The organism is Nocardia sp. NPDC051833 (assembly GCF_040681225.1).
Taxonomy (GTDB): domain Bacteria; phylum Actinomycetota; class Actinomycetes; order Mycobacteriales; family Mycobacteriaceae; genus Nocardia.
Genome location: NZ_JBFAYK010000003.1, coordinates 518,049 through 536,832, shown reverse-complemented (window position 1 = coordinate 536,832; position 18,784 = coordinate 518,049). Strand labels below are relative to the sequence as shown.

General features: G+C 69.1%; 18 protein-coding genes. 12 read left to right on the top strand and 6 right to left on the bottom strand.

Features of this window, described 5'->3' with window-relative positions; translation table 11 throughout:
- Nucleotides 1–17: 17 nt before the first annotated feature.
- Nucleotides 18–1,589 carry a fatty-acid--CoA ligase FadD5 gene (fadD5, locus tag AB0L91_RS27085; protein ID WP_365014806.1) on the top strand — a complete coding sequence of 524 codons (1,572 nt, stop codon included), beginning with the start codon at nucleotides 18–20 and terminating at the stop codon, nucleotides 1,587–1,589.
- Nucleotides 1,590–1,652: 63 nt separating this feature from the next.
- Here the strand turns inward: fadD5 and AB0L91_RS27080 are convergent, their stop codons facing one another.
- The 4 genes from AB0L91_RS27080 to AB0L91_RS27065 form a co-directional block, all read right to left on the bottom strand.
- The gene (locus tag AB0L91_RS27080) at nucleotides 1,653–2,699 is read right to left on the bottom strand and encodes an alpha/beta fold hydrolase (protein ID WP_365014804.1); all 1,047 of its coding nucleotides are present in this window, start codon (nucleotides 2,697–2,699) and stop codon (nucleotides 1,653–1,655) included.
- A gap of 54 nt (nucleotides 2,700–2,753) precedes the next feature.
- On the bottom strand, nucleotides 2,754–4,103 hold the full coding sequence (locus AB0L91_RS27075) for a lipase family protein (RefSeq protein ID WP_365014801.1): 1,350 nt from the start codon (nucleotides 4,101–4,103) through the stop codon (nucleotides 2,754–2,756).
- Between the two features lie 73 nt (nucleotides 4,104–4,176).
- A complete protein-coding gene (locus AB0L91_RS27070) occupies nucleotides 4,177–5,163 on the bottom strand; it encodes a diiron oxygenase (protein WP_357349937.1) in 987 nt (328 codons plus the stop codon).
- Nucleotides 5,164–5,261: 98 nt separating this feature from the next.
- Nucleotides 5,262–6,122, bottom strand: a complete 861-nt coding sequence (locus AB0L91_RS27065) for an oxygenase MpaB family protein (RefSeq protein WP_365014798.1) — start codon at nucleotides 6,120–6,122, stop codon at nucleotides 5,262–5,264.
- Nucleotides 6,123–6,301: 179 nt separating this feature from the next.
- On the opposite strand from AB0L91_RS27065, the gene AB0L91_RS27060 reads away from it, so the two are divergent.
- A complete protein-coding gene (locus AB0L91_RS27060; RefSeq protein ID WP_365014796.1) occupies nucleotides 6,302–7,039 on the top strand; it encodes an oxygenase MpaB family protein in 738 nt (245 codons plus the stop codon).
- A gap of 48 nt (nucleotides 7,040–7,087) precedes the next feature.
- Here AB0L91_RS27060 and AB0L91_RS27055 read toward each other — a convergent pair whose 3' ends face one another.
- Together AB0L91_RS27055 and AB0L91_RS27050 are read right to left on the bottom strand one after the other, a co-directional pair.
- The gene (locus tag AB0L91_RS27055) at nucleotides 7,088–8,002 is read right to left on the bottom strand and encodes an oxygenase MpaB family protein (RefSeq protein WP_355283954.1); all 915 of its coding nucleotides are present in this window, start codon (nucleotides 8,000–8,002) and stop codon (nucleotides 7,088–7,090) included.
- 92 nt (nucleotides 8,003–8,094) lie between these two features.
- Nucleotides 8,095–9,261, bottom strand: coding sequence for a thiolase family protein (locus AB0L91_RS27050; protein ID WP_365014793.1), 1,167 nt, complete (start codon nucleotides 9,259–9,261; stop codon nucleotides 8,095–8,097).
- Nucleotides 9,262–9,733: 472 nt separating this feature from the next.
- Between AB0L91_RS27050 and AB0L91_RS27045 the strand changes: the two genes are divergently transcribed.
- The 10 genes from AB0L91_RS27045 to AB0L91_RS27000 all read left to right on the top strand — a co-directional run bounded on the left by AB0L91_RS27045 (nucleotide 9,734) and on the right by AB0L91_RS27000 (nucleotide 18,781).
- Nucleotides 9,734–9,958, top strand: a complete 225-nt coding sequence (locus AB0L91_RS27045) for a hypothetical protein (protein ID WP_357349945.1) — start codon at nucleotides 9,734–9,736, stop codon at nucleotides 9,956–9,958.
- Nucleotides 9,958–10,143 (top strand): hypothetical protein, encoded by a 186-nt coding sequence (locus AB0L91_RS27040; protein ID WP_357349947.1) that lies wholly within the window; start codon nucleotides 9,958–9,960, stop codon nucleotides 10,141–10,143. The genes AB0L91_RS27045 and AB0L91_RS27040 overlap by 1 nt, the downstream gene beginning before the upstream one ends.
- 104 nt (nucleotides 10,144–10,247) lie before the next feature.
- Complete coding sequence (locus tag AB0L91_RS27035; RefSeq protein WP_357350045.1) at nucleotides 10,248–11,057, top strand: ABC transporter permease; 810 nt, start codon at nucleotides 10,248–10,250, stop codon at nucleotides 11,055–11,057.
- Between the two features lies 1 nt (nucleotide 11,058).
- Nucleotides 11,059–11,922 carry an ABC transporter permease gene (locus AB0L91_RS27030; protein WP_365014789.1) on the top strand — a complete coding sequence of 288 codons (864 nt, stop codon included), beginning with the start codon at nucleotides 11,059–11,061 and terminating at the stop codon, nucleotides 11,920–11,922.
- Nucleotides 11,923–11,931: 9 nt separating this feature from the next.
- Nucleotides 11,932–13,356, top strand: a complete 1,425-nt coding sequence (locus tag AB0L91_RS27025; protein ID WP_365014786.1) for an MCE family protein — start codon at nucleotides 11,932–11,934, stop codon at nucleotides 13,354–13,356.
- Nucleotides 13,353–14,375, top strand: coding sequence for an MlaD family protein (locus AB0L91_RS27020; RefSeq protein WP_355283857.1), 1,023 nt, complete (start codon nucleotides 13,353–13,355; stop codon nucleotides 14,373–14,375). The genes AB0L91_RS27025 and AB0L91_RS27020 overlap by 4 nt, the downstream gene beginning before the upstream one ends.
- On the top strand, nucleotides 14,372–15,385 hold the full coding sequence (locus tag AB0L91_RS27015; RefSeq protein WP_355283859.1) for an MCE family protein: 1,014 nt from the start codon (nucleotides 14,372–14,374) through the stop codon (nucleotides 15,383–15,385). Before AB0L91_RS27020 ends, AB0L91_RS27015 begins: the two co-directional genes overlap by 4 nt.
- Nucleotides 15,385–16,485: an MCE family protein gene (locus AB0L91_RS27010; protein WP_365014782.1), complete on the top strand. Its 1,101-nt coding sequence runs from the start codon at nucleotides 15,385–15,387 to the stop codon at nucleotides 16,483–16,485. The genes AB0L91_RS27015 and AB0L91_RS27010 overlap by 1 nt, the downstream gene beginning before the upstream one ends.
- Complete coding sequence (locus AB0L91_RS27005; protein WP_357349957.1) at nucleotides 16,482–17,600, top strand: MCE family protein; 1,119 nt, start codon at nucleotides 16,482–16,484, stop codon at nucleotides 17,598–17,600. The genes AB0L91_RS27010 and AB0L91_RS27005 overlap by 4 nt, the downstream gene beginning before the upstream one ends.
- A complete protein-coding gene (locus tag AB0L91_RS27000; RefSeq protein ID WP_365014778.1) occupies nucleotides 17,597–18,781 on the top strand; it encodes an MCE family protein in 1,185 nt (394 codons plus the stop codon). Before AB0L91_RS27005 ends, AB0L91_RS27000 begins: the two co-directional genes overlap by 4 nt.
- The last annotated feature ends 3 nt before the right edge of the window (nucleotides 18,782–18,784 follow it).

Sequence of the window (18,784 nt, the reverse complement as noted above, 5' to 3'; positions counted from 1 at the left end):
CTCTCGAGGAGACGACGATGTCCACTGCCGCAGAACCGATGCGCTCGCGACGCAATCACTGGATGAACCAGATCGCGATGCACGCCACCGCCATCCCGGACGCGCCCGCGCTGCGCTACCTCGGCGAGACCACCACCTGGCGCGAACTGCACGAGCGGGTGCAGAAGCTGGCCGACGCGCTGTCCCGGCGCGGTGTCGGCGCCGGCGACCGGGTGCTGATCCTGATGCTCAACAACACCGAGTACATCGAATCGGTGTTCGCCATCAATACGCTCGGCGCCATCGCGGTCCCGGTGAACTTCCGGCTCACCCCGCCCGAGATCGCCTACCTGGTCACCGACAGCGGCGCCACGACGATCATCACCGAGGCGATGTTCGCCCCGCTGGTCACCGCGGTCGCCGCCCAGACCGGCAGCCTGGACACCCGCATCGTGGTCGGCGTCGGCACCTGCGAGGGTATGCTCGGCTACGACGACCTGCTCGCCGAGGAAGGTGACCCGCACGAGCCGATCGACGTGCCCGAGGACACCGCCGCGCTGATCATGTACACCTCCGGCACCACCGGCAACCCCAAGGGCGCGGTGCTGACCCACCTCAATATGAACGCGCAGGCGCTGACCTGTATCCGGGCCATGCGCTACGGCCCCGACGACATCGCCTTCTGCGCCTCACCGCTGTTCCACATCGCCGGATTGGGTTCGATCGCTTCCTGTTTCGTGCTCGGCTCGCTGACGGTGATCCATCCGCTCAAGGCCTTCGACGCGACCGAGGTCCTCGACGCGTGGGAGCGCGAGCGGGCCACCTCGGTGTTCCTGGTTCCGGCGCAGTGGCAGATCGTCTGCGCCGATCCCTCGGTGCCGCAGCGTGATCTGCGCCTGCGGGTGATCAGCTGGGGCGCCGCGCCGGCCTCGGACACGGTGCTGCGCGCCATGGCCGAGACCTTCCCGGACGCGCTCAATGTGGCGGTCTTCGGCCAGACCGAGATGTCGCCGATCACCTGTGTGCTCGACGGCGAGGACGCGATCCGCAAGCTCGGATCGGTCGGCAAGCCGATCCCGACCATCGCCACCCGGATCGTGGACGACGAGATGAACGATGTCGCACCCGGCGAGATCGGCGAAATCGTCTATCGCGGACCGACGTTGATGCGCGAGTACTGGAACAACCCGCGCGCCACCGCCGACGCGTTCGCGGGCGGCTGGTTCCACTCCGGGGATCTGGTCCGCCGGGACGAGGAGGGGTTCGTCTACGTCGTCGACCGCAAGAAGGACATGATCATCTCCGGCGGTGAGAACATCTACTGCGCCGAGGTCGAGAACGTGCTCTTCAGTCATCCCCGCATCCGCGAGGCCGCGGTGATCGGCCGGGCCGACGACAAGTGGGGCGAGGTGCCGGTGGCGATCGTCGCCGTCGAGGACGCCGACGCGATCACCCTCGCCGAGCTCGAAGCGCACCTCAACGCCCATCTGGCCCGCTACAAGCACCCGAAGGACCTCGTCGTAGTGGACACGCTGCCGCGCAATGCCGGCGGCAAGGTGGTCAAGCACGAACTGCGCAAGCTGCACGGTTCGGCGCCGGTCGCCGGCTGACGAGCCGATGCGACAGGGCCCGGTGACGCCACGTCACCGGGCCCTGTCGGGTGGGTGGACCGGTCAGCCGCGGAGGAATTCCTCGATCGCGGGCCAGGTGGTCTCGGCGGCGGCCGGACCGGCGAGCAGGCCGAGGTGGCCGCCGGGGACGTCGACGAAGCGGGTCTCGGCGGCGTTCGGGAGGATCTCGAGTCCGCGCCGCACGGCGCGCGCGGGTACAACGAGGTCGGCGCGGCTGCCGACCAGCAGGACTCGGCAGGTGACCTTGGCCAGCTCGACGACCAGGTCCGAGCGCAGCCGGATCGACCCGCTCGCCAGTTCGTTGCGCAGCACGAGACTGCGATAGATCTGCCAGTACGACCGCCCCGGGTAGCCGGGCATGCTGGACATGAACCGGTCGGTGGCCTCCATCCGCGCCAGCGCCTCGGTGTCGAGGGCGTTGCGCAGCAGGAACATCGGCCGGGCGAGTTCGCGATCGAAGGCCTGGAGTCGGAAGCCGAGCTGGACGAACTCCTGCGGAATACCGCCCATCAGGCGGGTGGCCACGGCCATCTCGCGCCCGCCGGTGACCCGGCCCGCCCAGCGCAAGGGTTGCAGCATCGGCGTGCGGGCCTGGTCGATCGGGGTGGCCAGACCGGTGATCGAGGCGATCGGCAGGTCGGGGTGGGCGGCCGCGGTGAGCAGGGCCATCGCCCCGCCCAGCGACCAGCCGACGACGTCGACCGGGCCGTCGTGCTCGTGCGCGACCCGCAGGATCGCCTCGGGCAGGATGTCGTGGGTCCAGTCCTCGAGCCCGAGATCGCGGTCGGCGTAACCGAATCGGCCGTAGTCGACGACGTACGGCTGCCTGCCCTGGTCGAGCAGGAAGCGCACCAGGCTCTGGCCCGGACGCAGGTCGAAGCAGGCGGGCGTCACCGCCAGCGGCGGCACCAGCAGCACGGGGTTGCCGGTCGCCGGGGTGGTCCGGTCGTAGCGCTTCAGCTGCCGGTGCTGTCCCTCGTACACCGTGGTCGACGGCGCGGGCCGCGCCTGCTCGAGCCCACCGCCGAACGACACCGACCACACATTGCGCACCGCGCGCCGCGCGTCCGCCACGATCCCCTGCACCACAGAACCCTCACTTCACCTTTTCCTGCCGGACGGCAGTCGTCCCCGATCGAATCGTCACGCCGCGTGGCGGTCCGCGCCCGGCCGCGCGCCGCGGGCTGGCCCGCTCGCCGCGCCGGTCAGCGGCCTGCCGAACAGCACCTGCGCGGCGGCCCGGACGAACCCCGCCAGGCCGTGGCGGCCCGCGGGCAGTCCGAGCACGCTCCACACCGTGCGGGTCCGCGACGGTGTGGCGGGCGCGCCGGCGAACCGGTCGGCGAGCCAGTTCAGGCTCAGCGGTGTCGACAACGCCAGCAGGGTGATGTGCTCGCTGAGCCGGTCGCGCAGGTAGGTGACGTGCGCGCCGTGGGCGCGATAGCGGTCCACCAGCGCGTCGATATCGGCGGTCGCGATGATCTGGTCGTGCACCGCCTGCACGACCAGCAGCGGTACCGCGGGCGCCCTGGTCCCCAGTTCGGCATCGGCGAACACCGCCACCAGGTCCTCGAGCGCGAGCAGTTCGGCGATCGGCATGGTCGTGTGCCGGTCGACGTCGTAGCGCGCCAGGCGCAGCACCGACGCGCCGGTGGTCGAGCGGGCCGCGCGCTCGAGCACGGCGTGACCGGCCTCGCTGACATGCTCGCCGAGGACGGCGTCGAACGCCGGATACACCCGGCGCAGCGCGGCGACGACCAGCGTCGGCAGGCCCGCGTGCAGGCTGCCGTTGAGCCGGTGGAAGGTCGAGAGCAGATCACCCACCGGCGAGCCCAGGACCGCGCCGACGATGTCGAGTTCCGGCGCGTAGGTGGGCGCCATCTCGGCGGCCCACGACGTCGCCAGGCCACCGCCGGAGTATCCCCACAGCCCCACCTGGGCCCGCGGGTCCAGGCCGAGCGGTGCGAAGGACAGCGCGGCCCGAACGCCGTCGAGCGCGCGGTAGCCGGGCTCGCGCGGCGCGCCCCAGGCACCGAGCATGCCTTCGTGATCGGGGATGGACACGGCCCAGCCCCGGCTCAGCGCGTCGGCGAAGCACAGCAGCTCGACGTGGGCGAACGTGCCGATCGCGCGGGAACCGCGCTGCAAGGCGTAGGACGGGAAGCCGCGCGAGGACACCGCGTCGATCGCGCACTGGAACGACAGCAGCGGCGTCGCCGGTCCGGCACCGCCCGCCGGGGCGATCACCGTCGTCACCGCGGCCTCGGGCCGCCCGTTCAGGTCGGTGGTGCGGTACAGCAACTGCCACGCCGACACCTTCAGCGGGATCAGTCCGAAGGCGGCGAGCTCGATCGGCCGCGACCGCAGGATCGTGCCCTCCGCGAGCTGCTCGAATCCGGCCCGCGGCTGATAGAACGGGTCGGCGTCGGGCAGGACGGCCCAGGCGGGAGCCGTCCAGGTCTCGGCGCGCGATCGGGTGGGGTCGGCAGTCAACGGTGTACTCCAGGGGAAGGTGCGGACGACGGGCCGGTCGCGGCGACCGGCCCGTCGGGGCGGATCATCGTGGTCAGGCGGCTCTGCGGGCGGGCTCGCTGCGATAGCGCGACGCGGCGCCATCGATCCCGAGCAGGCGCCAGGTGAGCCTGGCGACCGGGTTCATCAGGCCGGTGCCGACCGCCAGCGCGCGCACGTCACCGAAGACGTCGCGCTTGGTGGCCTGCGACTCGGGGCTGCCCCAGTACGCCTCGCGCATCACCTCGTCCGGAATGCCGAACTTGTCGACGAACTGCTTCGGCGGCGTCGCGATCATCGACAGCATCACCCGCATGGCGATCGGGAAGGCCACCGACAGTACGGTTTTCGTGATCGGATGCATCGACGGCACGTTCTTGCGCAGGTACTCGTGCGCGAACGAGATGTGCCGCGCTTCTTCCGCCACATGGATCTGCATGACCCGATGGACCATCGGGTGCATGTCCACGCCACCGCGCAGCAGCGACTTCTGCAGGTGGTCGATCGGTTCTTCGCCACCCAGGATCATCGTGAAGAACAGCTCGGGGAAGTACTTCACCGCGGGCCAGATGATCATGGTCAGCTTGCGGTCGATGGTGCCCATGCCGACCACATCGCGGTAGCCGATGCGGTTGATCATCTCCTGGAACATCATCGTGTGGTTGCATTCTTCGGCCGCCTCGTGGGTGACGTAGCGGAACTCCGGGTCACCGTTGGGCACCGAGATCAGATACTGCATCAGCCCGCGGATCAGCAGCTGCTCGAAATCCAGGCCGACCTTGGCGATCCCGGCCTGGCGCCACATCCCCATCGCGATCTGCTTGTCGACGGGCTGGGCCTTGTACCAGGGATGGCGGCCCAGCGGGTCCTCGTCGGGCATGATCCAGCGCGGATCGTCGGAGTGCACGGCGAACTCCGGTGACTCCCAGTCGATATCGACATAGGGGTCGAAGTGCTTGGTCACAGATCCCTCGGACAGACTGCGCAGGATCTCGTGGTATCCGGGTTCCCCCGGACGCGCGGCGGCGGTGGACAGCGTCATCGATGTCTCCTCAGTAGGTGCTGCCTCCAGTTTAGTGGTACCGGCAGTACCATACAAGGGTTGGCGCTACTTCGCGTTACACCTACATTGCCACCCCGCTAGACGAGCGATTTCCCCGCCGCGTCGCGCTTGCGCATATCGACGAGCAGGCGCGGGAAGGGCTGGTGCCGCGCACCCTGCGGCAGCACCGTGAGCACGCGCCCGAAACCACGCATGACCAGCTCGAACGCGCGCTGCCGACGCGGACTCCACGCCAATCCCAGGCTGTCCCGGAACCGCTGCGGGAGATACCCCGTGACGAAGAACCGATTGATCCGGCGGCCCGCGATGCGAATGGGCCAGGGCTGCGGACCGAGGTCGACGACGTGCTCGAGCAGGTACCCGCGCACCTCGGCATCGAGGGCGAGCTCGTCGAGCATCGAGTCCCAGTAGCGGTCGAACGCCACCCGGTCGGCGGGCCACAGCTCCGCGGGCATCTGCAGCGTCGTACCGAACCGCGCCGAGTCCTGGTACAGCTCGTCGGCGAAGGTCTCGTCCAGTGCGCCGAACAGCAGCTCGAGACTGTCGCGAGTACCGCGGTAGATGCACGCGGCCACCCACAGCTGCAGCCGCGGGTCGAAGGCGTTGTACCTCACCGGCCCGCCGGGCCGGTTGCGCACCTGCCGATGGGAGGTACCGACCGCCTCCCGGAACACCGCCCGATCCTCCTCGGTGCCGAGCATCGCCACCGCGAGATAGGTCAGGGTCGTCTTGGCGCGCTTGCCCGGATTCCGCGCGTAGCTCCCGGATTCGACCGTGCTCTCCACCACGCCACGCCCGACCGGAAGCAGGCTCAGCTGCATCACGACATTGGCGGGTCCACCGAGGATCGCCCCGGCGCCGGTGAGGTAGCGATGCCTGCGTTCGGCGTTGTCGTCGACGGGATGCTGCGGCTGCGCTGCCGCGCGGGGCTGAGACACGACCAACCTCCAAGAGAGTGAGAGATTTACTCCTTCAGACTCTCATCCACCCGCCCGCCGACGCAAGGCCACAACGGGGAATCCACCATCACATGCAAGGCGATTCACTCGCAATACGACTGTCCTATAGCCAGAATGAAGAGTAACTTACTGCTCGGATCACGATGGAGGGGGTATCCATGACCGAGCAGGCCGGGCCGCTGTTGCGGCGTCACCTCGGCGACCGGCGATTCCTGTTGACGCTGCCACGCGCGGTCGGGTTGCAGGTCCTGCACCCCGTCATCGCGACCGCGCTGTGCGAGCACGCGCCGAATCGCCTGTGGGAACACAAGAAACGCACCGTTTCGCAGATGATCTATCTGGCCCACACGGGCCGGGCCGCGGATTCGGTGATCCGCTTCGCCCACGAGCACGTGAAGGGCGTCGACGACCGGGGACACCGCTACCACGCGCTGCATCCCGAGGTCTTCCTCTTCCAGCACGCCACCTATGTGGAAACGCTGCTGACCGCCGCCGACCTGTTCGGCCCCGCGCTCTCCCCGGACGACCGCGACCAGCTCTACCGGGAGACCCTGGCCTGGTACCGGACCTACGGCGTCAGCGATCGCCTGCTCCCCCGGACCCGCCCGGAGTTCACCGAGTACTTCGGCGACGCCTGCGCGACCCAGCTGCGCGACGGACCCGCCGCGCGCGAATTCCGCGATCAGGTGCTGCGCCCCGACGCCTGGATCGTCCGCCACCTGCCCGCCGGGGCCGCCAAGGCGATGCAGCATCCGCGGGCGCTCGCGCTCTTCGACGTCGCCCCCACCGCCACCGACACCGCGGCACTGCGCGCCGTCGCGCTCACCGCGCGCACCGGATTCACGATGGCGCCCCGGCGACTTCGCTACGTGTCACAGGCCCGGGCCACGCGATGACCGGGGCCGCCGGCTCGACGAACCGGCGGCCCCCTCCCCCTGGACGGGTCAGATGATCGCCTTGTGCTTGCGGATCCGGCGCCGCACGTCCGCCATCATCGCGTTGGTGCCGGAGAACCGGATGAACCGCGGAATGAACCGGTTGACGAAGCCGACGAAGAGGAACAGATTCTCGAACCGCCGCTGATCGGCCGCACTCCACTCGACGCCCATCTGCTCCTGGAAGTGGGGCGGCAGGAATCCCGCCGTCAGGAACCGCAGCAGCCCGCCCAGCAGCAGGCGCAGCGACCAATGGATCATCCGCAGGTGCAGCAGATCGTCGATGTAGGCGCGGAAATCGTCGTCGCACACCACGTCCCGGCACGCCTGCACCCAGTACGCGTCGAACTCGGCGTGGGTCTTGGGCCACATGTCGGGGTGCACCTGCAGGGTGGTGCCGAAGGTGTCGGCGCCCTGGTAGAACTGCTCGAGCTCGGCCTCGGTCATCTTGCCGCACAGCAGCTGGTGGGTGTCCTCGTAGCCGATGTAGATCGCCGCCGCCACGTACAGCTGCAGGTTCCGGTCGAAGGCGTTGTACTTCACCTTCGAGTTCGGCCCCGACCGCACCTGCCGATGGGCGACGTTCACCGCCTCGCGCATCGCCCGCTTCTCCTCGTCGGAGCCGAGCACCGCCACCGCCAGATAGGCCGCGGTGGTCCGCAACCGCTTCCACGGGTGCACCATCAGCGCCCCCGACTCGACCGGGCTCTCCATCACGCCCGCCGCGACCCCGCGATGCGCGAACTGCATCGCCACATTCGCCGCCGCGCCCGCGAACGCCCAGAAGTCGAGCGCGTCCGCCAGTTGCGCCGGCCGTTTCCGGGGCGAACGATGACTGTCGGGCAACGGGATCCGCACCTGCGCCAGCGTCAACGGCGCGTGCGAGGCCGGGTCCGGCGCGGGTGCCGCGCTCGTCCCCGGCATGGGGACATGGCCCGGCCCCTCGGCCACGTACATCGCGCTGGTCGGGTCGTCGTAGTCGGGCTCGCCGGACTTCGCCGCGGTGGTCATCGCCGTCACATCCGTTCGATGATCGTCGCGTTGGCCATGCCGCCTGCCTCGCACATCGTCTGCAACCCGTAGCGACCGCCGGTCTGCTCGAGATGGTTGACCATGGTGGCGAGCAGCCGGGTACCCGATCCGCCGAGCGGGTGACCCAGCGCGATCGCGCCGCCGCGCGGGTTCACCCGCTCCGGATCGGCGCCGAGCTCGTGCTGCCACACCAGCGGAACCGGCGCGAACGCCTCGTTGACCTCGAAGGTATCGATGTCGTCGACGGTGAGCGAGACGCGCTCGAGCGCCTTGCGGGTCGCCGGGACGACCGCGGTCAGCATGAGCGTCGGGTCGTCGCCCGCCACCGCGAAGGAGTGGAACCGCGCGCGGGGGGTCAGTCCCAGCTTCGCCGCCATCCGCTCGCTCATGATCAGCGCCGCCGACGCGCCGTCGGTCAGCGGCGAGGAGTTGCCCGGGGTCACCGACCAGGAGATCTCCGGAAACCGTTCCAGCGCGGCGGGATCGGTGAACGCCGGACGCAGGTTCGCCAGACCCTCGACGGTCGTGCCAGGCCGGATCGTCTCGTCCGCGTCGAGGACACCGGCGGAGGTCAGCTCCGCGTCGAAACCGCCCGCGGCCGCGGTGGCCGCCGCCAGCCGGTGCGAGCGGGCCGCGAACTCGTCGAGCGTGGTGCGGTCCAGTTTCCATCGGGCGGCGAGGATTTCGGCGGCGATGCCCTGGCCGATCAGCCCGGCCGGGTAGCGCACCGCGAGCGGGCCGCGCAGCGCGTCCTTGCCCTGCGCGTTGGAGAACATCGGCGCCCGGCTCATCGACTCCACGCCGCAGGCGATCGCCACGTCGTACGCGCCGGCGAGCACGCCCTGGGCCGCGAAGTGCACCGCCTGCTGGCTCGAGCCGCACTGCCGGTCGACCGTGGTGGCGGGCACGGATTCCGGGAAGTCCGCCGCCAGCACGGCCGTGCGGGTGATGTTGCTCGACTGCTCACCGCTCTGGGTGACGCATCCGCCGATCACATCGTCGACCAGGGCGGGGTCGATCCCGGTCCGGTCGACCAGTTCGGCCAGCACCCCGGCCAGCAGGGTCGCCGGGTGGACCGACGACAGGCCACCACCGGGTTTTCCCCGCCCGGACGGTGTTCGGACAACATCGACGATGACCGCGGACATCATGATCCTCCTGCGCAACCGCCGACCGTCGGCGGCCTCAACGCCATAAGTTAATCATGATTCCGGTAGATTTCATCGATATTTCCACTGCTTCATGCACCGTAGACGGCAATCAGTGGCCCATGTTACCGTCAATTCCGCATCGTGCGGTTGATGTCGGGGGCGCGATGCGGGGGCCGCATCGGCGTCGGGCAACGCCGCCGCGGCGCCGATGCGGCCACCGGACGAGCAGCCGCCCAACCCCGGAAACGTTACCGGCGATTTTGCTCACATTTCCCAGAATCCGTAGTAACTTAGCTCAGGCGATCAACGCGAATCGCCGCCAACTCTGCGGATCTGCTGTGTATTCACTGGGAGATCAGCCGAAGAAGTACCCGCCGACGACAGAATGCTCGGCAACATCATCGGACCGTCAGCGACGTCGGCCACCAGCCGTCGATGCCACCGGTCCCGCGGAAAGGAACACCGGTACACCATGTTGCGACGGCTCGACAGGCTCTTGAGCTACGAGATGAAGGTCTCCGAGTTCCTCGGCACCCTGATCATCATCGGCATCCCGTACGGCATCGTCGGCGTCGTCTGGACGCTCACCCACACCGCGCATCTGCGCAACCTCTACGGCGTCGACCTGGTCATCTCGTTCCTCGGATCGATCGTCTGCTGGCCGGTGCTCACCTTCGCGAATGTGACGATGACCTGATGATGGCGCTGGTCTGGGTCATCGACATCGTGGTGACCGTCGTCAAGATCCTGGGTGGCCGAACGCAGGTCAATCCCGTTCTCCGCGTGGGCATGTGGATCTCACTGCTGTGCGTCGTCGCGGCCGGTCTCGCCGCGGGCGCCGGCTTCCTCGTCCTGCTCGAACGCTGGCTGAGCACGCTCTGAACCGCCGCGCTCCGGCGCGACAAGAAAGGATTCGGTGCGGCGTGACCTCCACCGAGCATTCCCCGGCGGGCACCGCGCCGCCGCAACCCTCCGAGGTCGGCCGGATCGCCGACAGCGTCACCGGTCTGTGGCAACGCCACCCCCAGCAGTCGGTCGAGACCCTGGGCAGGCAGGTCCTGCTCGGCCGGGCCGCGATCGCCCAGCTGTTCCTGTCCCTGGTGCAGCGGCGATTCCCGTTCCAGGAGTTCATCCGGCAGTGCGCCTTCATGGCCAATGTCTCCGCCGTGCCGACGGTGTTCGTCGCGATCCCGGTCGCGGTGGTCGTCTCCATCCAGGTCGGCGCGCTGGTCAACCAGGTCGGCGCGACGACCTTCATCGGCGCGGTGGCCGGGCTCGGCATCATCCGGCAGGGGGCGCCGCTGGTCACCTCGCTGATGATCGCGGGCGCGGTCGGTTCGGCCATCTGCGCCGACCTGGGCTCGCGCACCATCCGCGAGGAGATCGACGCCATGAAGGTGATGGGTGTCGATCCGGTGCGCCGGCTGGTCGCGCCGCGACTGGCGGCCGCGGTACTGGTCAGCATGCTGCTGTGCGGATTCATCGTGTTCGTCGGCTTCGCCACCGCCTACCTGTTCAACGTCTACGCCCAGCACGGCACCCCGGGGTCGTTCATCAGCTCCTTCGCGTCCTTCGCGGTCGCCAACGACCTGCTCGTCGCGCTGGTGAAGGCGGCGATCTTCGGGGCGCTCACCTCGATCATCGCCTGCGATATCGGTCTGCACACCAAGGGCGGGCCCGGCGGGGTGGCCAACTCGGTCAACTCGGCGGTGGTCTCCTCGGCGCTGATGCTGTTCGCCACCAACATCATCGTCACCCAGCTCTACAACACTCTGTTCCCCGCGAAGGTGGTGTGAGATGGCCGCCGAGTACATCCCGCCCGCGCTGCGCCCGGTCCGCGCCGTCGGCGCGGCCGCCAAGATCCCCGTCCAGGCCAATCAGCGGCTCGGGCACCAGGCCATCGTCTTCTTCCAGGCCCTGATCGCGATTCCGTTCACGCTGCGGCACTACCGCAAGGAGGTCGCGCGCCTGGTCGCCGATGTCGGCTGGGGCAACGGTTCGCTGATCGTGGGCGGTGGCACCGTCGGTGTCGTCATCGTGCTGTGCGGATTCGGCGGCATCACCGTCGGCATGGAGTCCTACTCCGCGCTGAACCTGCTGACCATGGGTCCGCTGACCGGGGCCATCTCCGGTTTCGCCACCACCCGCGAGATCGCGCCCATCCTGGCCACCCTCGCCTTCGCCATCCAGTCCGGCTGCCGGTTCACCGCCCAGCTCGGCTCGATGCGGATCTCCGAGGAGATCGACGCGCTGGAGTCCATCGCGATCCGGCCGCTGCCCTACCTGGTCACCACCCGGATGATCGCGGCCACGGTCACCATCGTCCCGCTCTACACCCTCGGCTTGGCGGTGGCCTACCTGGCTACCAAGCTGTCGGTGCTGTTCCTCGGCGGTACCACCGCAGGCACCTACGACCACTACTTCTTCCAGTTCCTGATCGGCGGCGACGTGTTCTTCTCGCTGTTCAAGGTGGTGGTGTTCGTCCTGATCGCCGCCTTCATCCAGTGCTACTACGGCTTTGTCGCCGCCGGTGGCCCCGAAGGTGTCGGGGTCGCGGCGGGACGGGCGATCAAGATGGTCATCGTCGTGATGGTCTTCACCAATCTGTTTCTCACCCTTGCTATCTGGGGCATCGACCCCGGATTCCGGATCTCGGGATAGGTCGATCGGATGATTCTCGATCCCAGTGGACGCGGGCCGACCGGTCGCCAGTTGACCGTCGCGGGCCTGGCCATGGTGTCCGCGGTCGCGGCCGCGCTGTATCTGCTCGGACTGCGCTACAACGGCGAGTTCGAAAGCACGGTGGTGGTCGGCGCCGAGCTGACCAGCACCGGTGACGGGCTGCCGCAGCGCGCCGACGTGAAGTATCGCGGCATGGTCGTCGGCATGGTCGGCGACGTGGCGATGGTCGCCAAGGGCGAGCGCCAGCACGCCACCTTCGAACTGAAACCCGGTATCGCCGAGACGATCCCGGACACGGTGACCGCCCGGGTTGTCCCCGACAACATCTTCGGCGTCTCCTCGATCCAGCTGGTCGACAACGGCGCCGCCACCGGCACGCTGCGCAGCGGTCACACCATCCACGAGGACACCAGCGCGGAGACGATCCAGCTGCAGTCCACCCTCAACACGCTGCGCGACGTCCTGGCCACCATCCAGCCCGAGAAGCTCGGCCGGGTGCTGGCGACGCTGTCCGCGGCGCTCGACCCGGGTTCCCGGGTCCCTGGCTCCACCATCGAGCGGCTCGACACCTGGCTCACCTCGATCCACCAGATTCCCGAGATCGGTAACCTGCTCGGCGATTTCGGGCAGGCGGCCACCGCGCTGAGCCAGTCGGCGCCCGAGCTGGTCGGCGTGCTGGCCGACTCGGTGACCTCGGCGCGCACCCTCAACGAGCACCGCACCCAGCTGGTCGAGCTGCTCACCCAGGGCAATTCCGCGGTCGACGCCGTCAACAGTCTCTTCGCCGCCAATCCCGATTCCGGCAAGGAGCTGGTGTCGGGCCTGGACGGGCTGCTCGGCGGCATCGCCAAGGACCCGGGGGCGCTGCAGTCCGCGGCGGCCAATCTCAATGTCTCGCTGGCCAAACTGCAGCAGACCTTCACCTTCGGCCCGCGCAAGCAGATGGCGTGGCGGATGGACGTGTCGTTCACCCCGTTCCAGCAGTACACCGCCGAGGACTGCCCGCGCTACGGCGAGATGACCGGGCCGCGCTGCGGCGGACCGACCGTGCCCACGGTCGCACCGCCGCAGGAATACCCGGCGCAGCTCCTGCCACAGCGCCTGGAGGCGGCGGGTCCGGCGCCGGTGGTGCCCTCGGTGCCGATCCCGGGACTGCCCGCACTGCCGAGCATCTCGGTGCCCACGCTGCCCGGGCTGCCGACGATCCCCGGCTTGCCCGCCATCCCGGGCATCACCGCGCCCGCCGCGGCGACCGATCAGCCGCAGGCGACACCGCCGCGCAGGCTGACCGGCGTCTCCGCGGTGTCGGCGCTGGTCGGCGGGCGGCCGAACTTCACCCAGCTGCTGCTGCTCGGGTCGATCATCGGCAGCGTCCCCCTCGTCCCCGATACCGAAGGCGGCCTGCGCCAGTGAAATACACCAAACCACTGGTCGGCTTCAGCTTCTTCGTGGTGCTGACGACCGTGCTCACCTACACCATCTGGTCCACGCTGCAACGCGGCGTCGCAGGTGAGACGAGTTCGTATTCCGCGGTGTTCACCGATGTCCTCGGGCTGCGGGTGGGTGACGACGTCCGCATGGCCGGGGTCCGGGTCGGCCGGGTCGACAAGATCGACTTCACCCCCGAGTACACCGCCAGGGTGGACTTCCGGATCGAGGCGAGACAGCACCTGACCGAGACGACGAAAGCCCTGGTCCGGTACCAGAACCTGATCGGCCAGCGCTACCTCGCGCTGGCCCCGGGCGACGGCGCGGGCGCGGTCGTCCCGGTCGGCGCGCAGATTCCGCTGCACCGCACCGAGCCCTCGTTCGACGTCTCGACGCTGCTGTCCGGCTTCGAGCCGCTGTTCAGTGTCCTGCAACCCGATCAGATCAACTCGCTGTCGGAAACGCTGATCCAGGCGTTGCAGGGCAACGAGGTGTCGCTGGCGGCGTTGATCACCCAGGCCGCCGAGCTGGCGAGCACCTTCGGGGAGCGCGACCAGATCCTCGGCGACGTGCTCAGCAATCTGAGCTCGGTCCTCGCCGGCCTGGCCAATCGCAGCGGCGAGCTGGAAACCCTGATCACCCAGACCCGCGCCCTGATGGACGGGTTGTATGCCGAAGGGGAGTCGTTGAAGAGCTCCGTGGAACGTGTCGCGGGCGCGACGGACTCGTTGGTCTCGCTGATCGGCCAGGTCAAGCCGGGCCTCGGCGCCGCCCAGCGCGACGCCACCACCGGCGTGATGATGCTGCTCTACAACGGCGCGGCCCTGGACCGCGGCGCGGTCGAACTGCCCGACTTCCTCAACGGCGTCGCCCGCTTCACCAGCTACGGCACCTACGGCAACGCCTACATCTGCCGGCTCGACGTCTCGCTGTGGGGCGTGGTGCTCCCCGAAGGCCTGTTCTCCCAGGTCGGCGGCAACTCGCAGTCGGGAGTGTGCCGATGATGCGGGTACGGGTTCCGGAGTTCTGGCGACGCAACAGGTACCTGCGTCTGGGCCTGTCCGCGGCGCTCGCGGTGGTCGTGCTGCTCGGTGGGTCCAGCCTGCTGGCCCAGGTCCGCCTGGGCGACAAGACGATCGACGCGGAGTTCGCCCAGGCGGCGGGTCTGCGGCCGGGTGCGACGGTCGACATCGCCGGCATCGAGGTCGGCGCCGTCCAGTCGGTGCGGCTGGTGAACGACCGGGTGGAGGTGGCGCTGCGGATCCGCGGCGACATCCGGCTCGGTCCCGACGCGCGGGCCGCGATCAAGATGTCGACGATCCTCGGCCGTCTGCACATCGAGCTGACGCCGGGCAACGGAAAGGGCTTGCCCGGCAACCGGATCGCGCTCGACCGCACCTCGGTGCCGTACAACCTGAGCAAGGTCGTGCAGGACCCGAAGTACACCTCCTCGTTCGAGCGCATCGAACGCATCGACGCGGCCAAGCTGCGCGACGCGCTCGATGTGCTCAACACCCAGCTCGGCGACTCGCCCGCGCTGGCGGTGCAGGCCCTCGACAGCATCGGCGCGCTAGCCCAGGTGATCAACAGCAGGCGCGACGAGGTCGACACGCTGTTGAAGAGCATGGACCAGGTCTCCCAGCTGGTCTCGGACAACCGCAACAGTGTGCTCCTGCTGCTGACCAGGGGCGAGGCCATCGGCGCCGCCGTCCAGCAGCGCCAGACCCTGCTCACCCAGCTGCTCGACAATGTCGCCGCCATGTCGAAGCTGCTGCAGGACATGGGCATCGAGAACAACGGCGAGCTGGGTCCGCTGATCCAGAACCTCAACACCATGGCCGACGGGTTGACCAAGAACAAGGAGAACCTGGACCGGCTCTACGAGATCTCCCCGGTCGCGTTGCGCCAGTTCAACAACGTGGTCGGCAACGGGCCCTACGGCGAGATCTGGGCGCCGTGGATCTTCCCGGACAACTGGCTGTGCTTCGCGCAAGCCGTACAGGGGTGCAACTGATGAACACACGACACACGAGCAAGGTGGCGGCGGTGTGCCTGACCGCGCTGCTCGCCTCGGGCTGCGCGCTGCTGCCCGAGAGCGTGACCGGGCTGGGTGACCGGATGGTGAGCCAGCAGAAGCGGATCAGCGCCGACTTCGAGAACGTCGCCGGGCTGTACCCGGGCAACGAGGTCTCGGTGCTCGGCGTTCCGGTCGGCGTCGTCGATTCGGTGACCCCGCGCGGCAGCTACGTGGAGGTGGTCATGTCGGTCGACCGGGACGTCCGGATCCCGGCCGAGGCGATGGCGGCGCTGGTGTCGCCGCAGCTGATCACCAACCGGCACGTCGAACTCGCGCCCGCCTACACCGGGTCGGGTCCCGAACTCGCCGACGGTGCGCATCTGCCGCTGGCGCGCACCAGGACACCGGTCGAACTCGACCGCATCCTGGCCAACTTCGATCAGCTCGGCGAGGCGCTCAAAGGTGGCAGCGAGACCGGGCCGATGGCGAGCCGGGTCCTGTTCCCGCTGCTCGACGGCAACGGTGACCGCCTGCGCGAGACCCTCGACGAGCTCTCGGCCGCGTTCGAGGTGACCTTCGCCAACAAGGACCAGATCGCCAACACGATCGTGAAGCTGAGCGAGATCACCCAGATCATCGCCGAGAACGACCAGACCGTCCGGGATTTCAGCGGCCGGATCACCGAACTGATCGCCCTGTTCGGCCAGCAGTCCCCCGGCCTGCAGGCGGTGCTCACCCAGCTCGACGACTTCATCACCAACACCTCCTCGGTGCTGGGCCAGAACCAGGACCAGCTCGCGGGCGCGCTCACCAAGTTCGTGGCGATCGCGGCCCAGATGCGGGCCAATGCCCGCAATCTCACCGAGGTCGTCGACGTGGCGCCGCTGCTGTTCCAGAACGTCGACAACGCGGTCAGCCGGGAGCGCCGGGCCCTGCGCCTGCACGGTCTGCTCGACAAGATCGTGCTCGACAGCGAGGCGCTGTCGCTGTTCTGCGAGCGCGTCCAGATGCGCCTCGACGGCTGCCGCACCGGAAAGATCGCCGATATGGGCCCGGATTTCGGGCTCACCGCCGCGCTGTTGGGACTGACGAAATGAATCTCCGCTCGGCCCTGGCGGCCACCGTGTGCGCCGCCGCCGTCGCCTCGACGAGCACCGCGTGCTCGATGACCGTGGCCGACCTGCCCATGCCGGAACCCGGCATCGGCGGGCCCGGCTACACCCTGCACGCCACCTTCCGCGACGCGCTGAACCTGCCCGATCGGGCCCACGTCAAGATCGGCGGCACCGATATCGGTGTCGTCACCGGCATTTCGACGACCTCGTTCCTGGCCGATGTGGAAATGCAGATCCGCGCCGACATCCAGTTGCCGCAGGGCACCACCGCGGAGCTGCGCCAGGCGACGCCGCTGGGCGACATCTTCGTCGCCATGACACTGCCCAGCGCCGAGACGGCCGGGCCGCCGCTGGTCGCGGGCGCGACCATCGGCGCCGAGCACACCGCGTCGGCGGCCTCGGTGGAGCAGTTGATGATCTCGATCTCGATGCTGCTCAACGGCGGTGGGCTCAATCAGGCCGCGCGGGTCACCGCCGAGCTCGACTCGATCTTCGCGGGCAAGGCGCCCCAGCTGCGGCATCTGGTCGGGGAGATGACCTCGGTCATCTCCGCGCTCAACCAGCGCACCGGCGATCTCGACGCCACGCTCGGCGGGCTGTCGGTGCTGACCGGCGAATTGGCCAGGCGCAAAACCGAACTCGGGGCCGCGGCGGACAGCTTCCCGCAGCTGATCGGCCTGTTCGCGGAGAACAACCAGGCCATCGTCGACCTGATCAACCGGGTCGCGGTCACCATGGACGCGCTCGGCGACTTCAGCGCGACCAACGGGCCGCAGTTCGTCAGCCTGTTCCAGAGCATCCAGAACCTCATGAACGGCTTCTCCCAGATGGGCGACGACCTCACCGGCACTCTCGACGGCTTCCACGCGCTGTACCCGTCGCTGGTCGACAGCCTGCGCGGCCCGAACCTGGCCGTGGCGGCCACCCTGTCCTATCTCGACGTCGGCGCGCTCACCGATCCCACCGGCAGCCGCTGGCCCGAGGCCGGGGACGTGCCCGCGTTCCTCGGCAGCCTCGCGGAGGTCATCGCCAAGGTGATCGGCCGCGTCACCAGTACCCCGCAGGCGCCGCAGCCGCAGCAGGAGGGACCCCGATGAATCCACCCCTGTGGCAGTGGCTGGTCCGCCATCGTGTCGCGGTCGCCAATGTCGGACTGGTCGTGGTGCTGGTCCTGGGCAGCCTCTATCTGGGCGGCGCGGTCCTGCGGTTCGACCCGACCCGCAGCCAGTACGACGTCACCGTGGAACTGGCGACGTCGGGCGGTCTCACGACGGGCAGCGACGTGACCTTCCGCGGCGTGCGCGTCGGCCGGGTCGGTGATGTGCGCGTCGCCGGCGACGGCATCGCCGCGGTCGCCGAGATCGACGGGAACACCCGGATTCCGGTGGGCGGCACCGTGGCCGTCGCCCGGTTGTCCGCCGCCGGTGAGCAGTATCTGGACTTCCGCCCCGCCGGTGAGTCCGGGCCGTTCCTGGCCGACGGCGCGGTCGTGCGCCGGGCCGACACCGCGGTCCCGGTCCAGATGCAGTCGGTGCTGGGCAATCTGAGCGGGCTGGTCGGCGGGATGAATCCCGAACGGCTCAATGTCATCGTCGACGAACTCGACAAGGCGCTGGCCGGCGGCCCGGACGGGTTGCGCAACATGATCTCCGGGCTCAGTCGCGCCATGGCGGGCCTCACCGATCTGCTCCCGCAGACCGAACAGCTCATCCGCAATCTCGAGGTGATCGCCGCGACGACCTCGCACGCGCAGCCGGATCTCGGCACGCTGACCACCGCGGGCAGCGCGCTGTTCCGCCAGTTCACCGCCGCCGACGCGGAACTGCGGCATCTGCTCGAACAGGGTCCGGGACAGCTCGCCACCCTCGGCGGTTTCGTCTCCCGCACGCAGAACCCGATGACCGATCTGGTGACGAACCTGGTCGCCATCACCCGGGCGGCCAAACTGCGCCAGCCCGCCATCGAAGCGCTCTTCCCGTCGCTGAGCCGCTTCGCCGAGGCGGTCGGCGTCCCCGCCCACGACAACATGTATTTCACGATGGTCGATCCCTGGCCGCGCCCGACCTGCGACTACGACACCGTGCCCGTCGTGGCCACCACGCCGACCACCGACACCAGGGTGCGCCTCTACAACTACTGCGTGACCAACAATCCGGCGCTGCAGATCCGCGGCTCGGCCAATGCCCCGCGGCCCGCCGGTCCCGACAACGGCTCCGGTCCCCCGCCCGGCGCCACCGGCAACGAGCTGTCCCAGCCCGCGGTCCCGGCACCTCGATAAGGA

Bases quoted from the DNA above. Each gene is read 5' to 3' on its own strand.
- AB0L91_RS27050 (WP_365014793.1), bottom strand. From the start codon at position 9,261: ATGATGTCCGCGGTCATCGTCGATGTTGTCCGAACACCGTCCGGGCGG.
- AB0L91_RS27070 (WP_357349937.1), bottom strand. From the start codon at position 5,163: ATGACGCTGTCCACCGCCGCCGCGCGTCCGGGGGAACCCGGATACCAC.
- AB0L91_RS27015 (WP_355283859.1), top strand. From the start codon at position 14,372: ATGATGCGGGTACGGGTTCCGGAGTTCTGGCGACGCAACAGGTACCTG.
- AB0L91_RS27040 (WP_357349947.1), top strand. From the start codon at position 9,958: ATGATGGCGCTGGTCTGGGTCATCGACATCGTGGTGACCGTCGTCAAG.
- AB0L91_RS27005 (WP_357349957.1), top strand. From the start codon at position 16,482: ATGAATCTCCGCTCGGCCCTGGCGGCCACCGTGTGCGCCGCCGCCGTC.
- AB0L91_RS27030 (WP_365014789.1), top strand. From the start codon at position 11,059: ATGGCCGCCGAGTACATCCCGCCCGCGCTGCGCCCGGTCCGCGCCGTC.
- fadD5 (WP_365014806.1), top strand. From the start codon at position 18: ATGTCCACTGCCGCAGAACCGATGCGCTCGCGACGCAATCACTGGATG.
- AB0L91_RS27025 (WP_365014786.1), top strand. From the start codon at position 11,932: ATGATTCTCGATCCCAGTGGACGCGGGCCGACCGGTCGCCAGTTGACC.
- AB0L91_RS27045 (WP_357349945.1), top strand. From the start codon at position 9,734: ATGTTGCGACGGCTCGACAGGCTCTTGAGCTACGAGATGAAGGTCTCC.
- AB0L91_RS27000 (WP_365014778.1), top strand. From the start codon at position 17,597: ATGAATCCACCCCTGTGGCAGTGGCTGGTCCGCCATCGTGTCGCGGTC.
- AB0L91_RS27010 (WP_365014782.1), top strand. From the start codon at position 15,385: ATGAACACACGACACACGAGCAAGGTGGCGGCGGTGTGCCTGACCGCG.
- AB0L91_RS27055 (WP_355283954.1), bottom strand. From the start codon at position 8,002: ATGCCGGGGACGAGCGCGGCACCCGCGCCGGACCCGGCCTCGCACGCG.
- AB0L91_RS27060 (WP_365014796.1), top strand. From the start codon at position 6,302: ATGACCGAGCAGGCCGGGCCGCTGTTGCGGCGTCACCTCGGCGACCGG.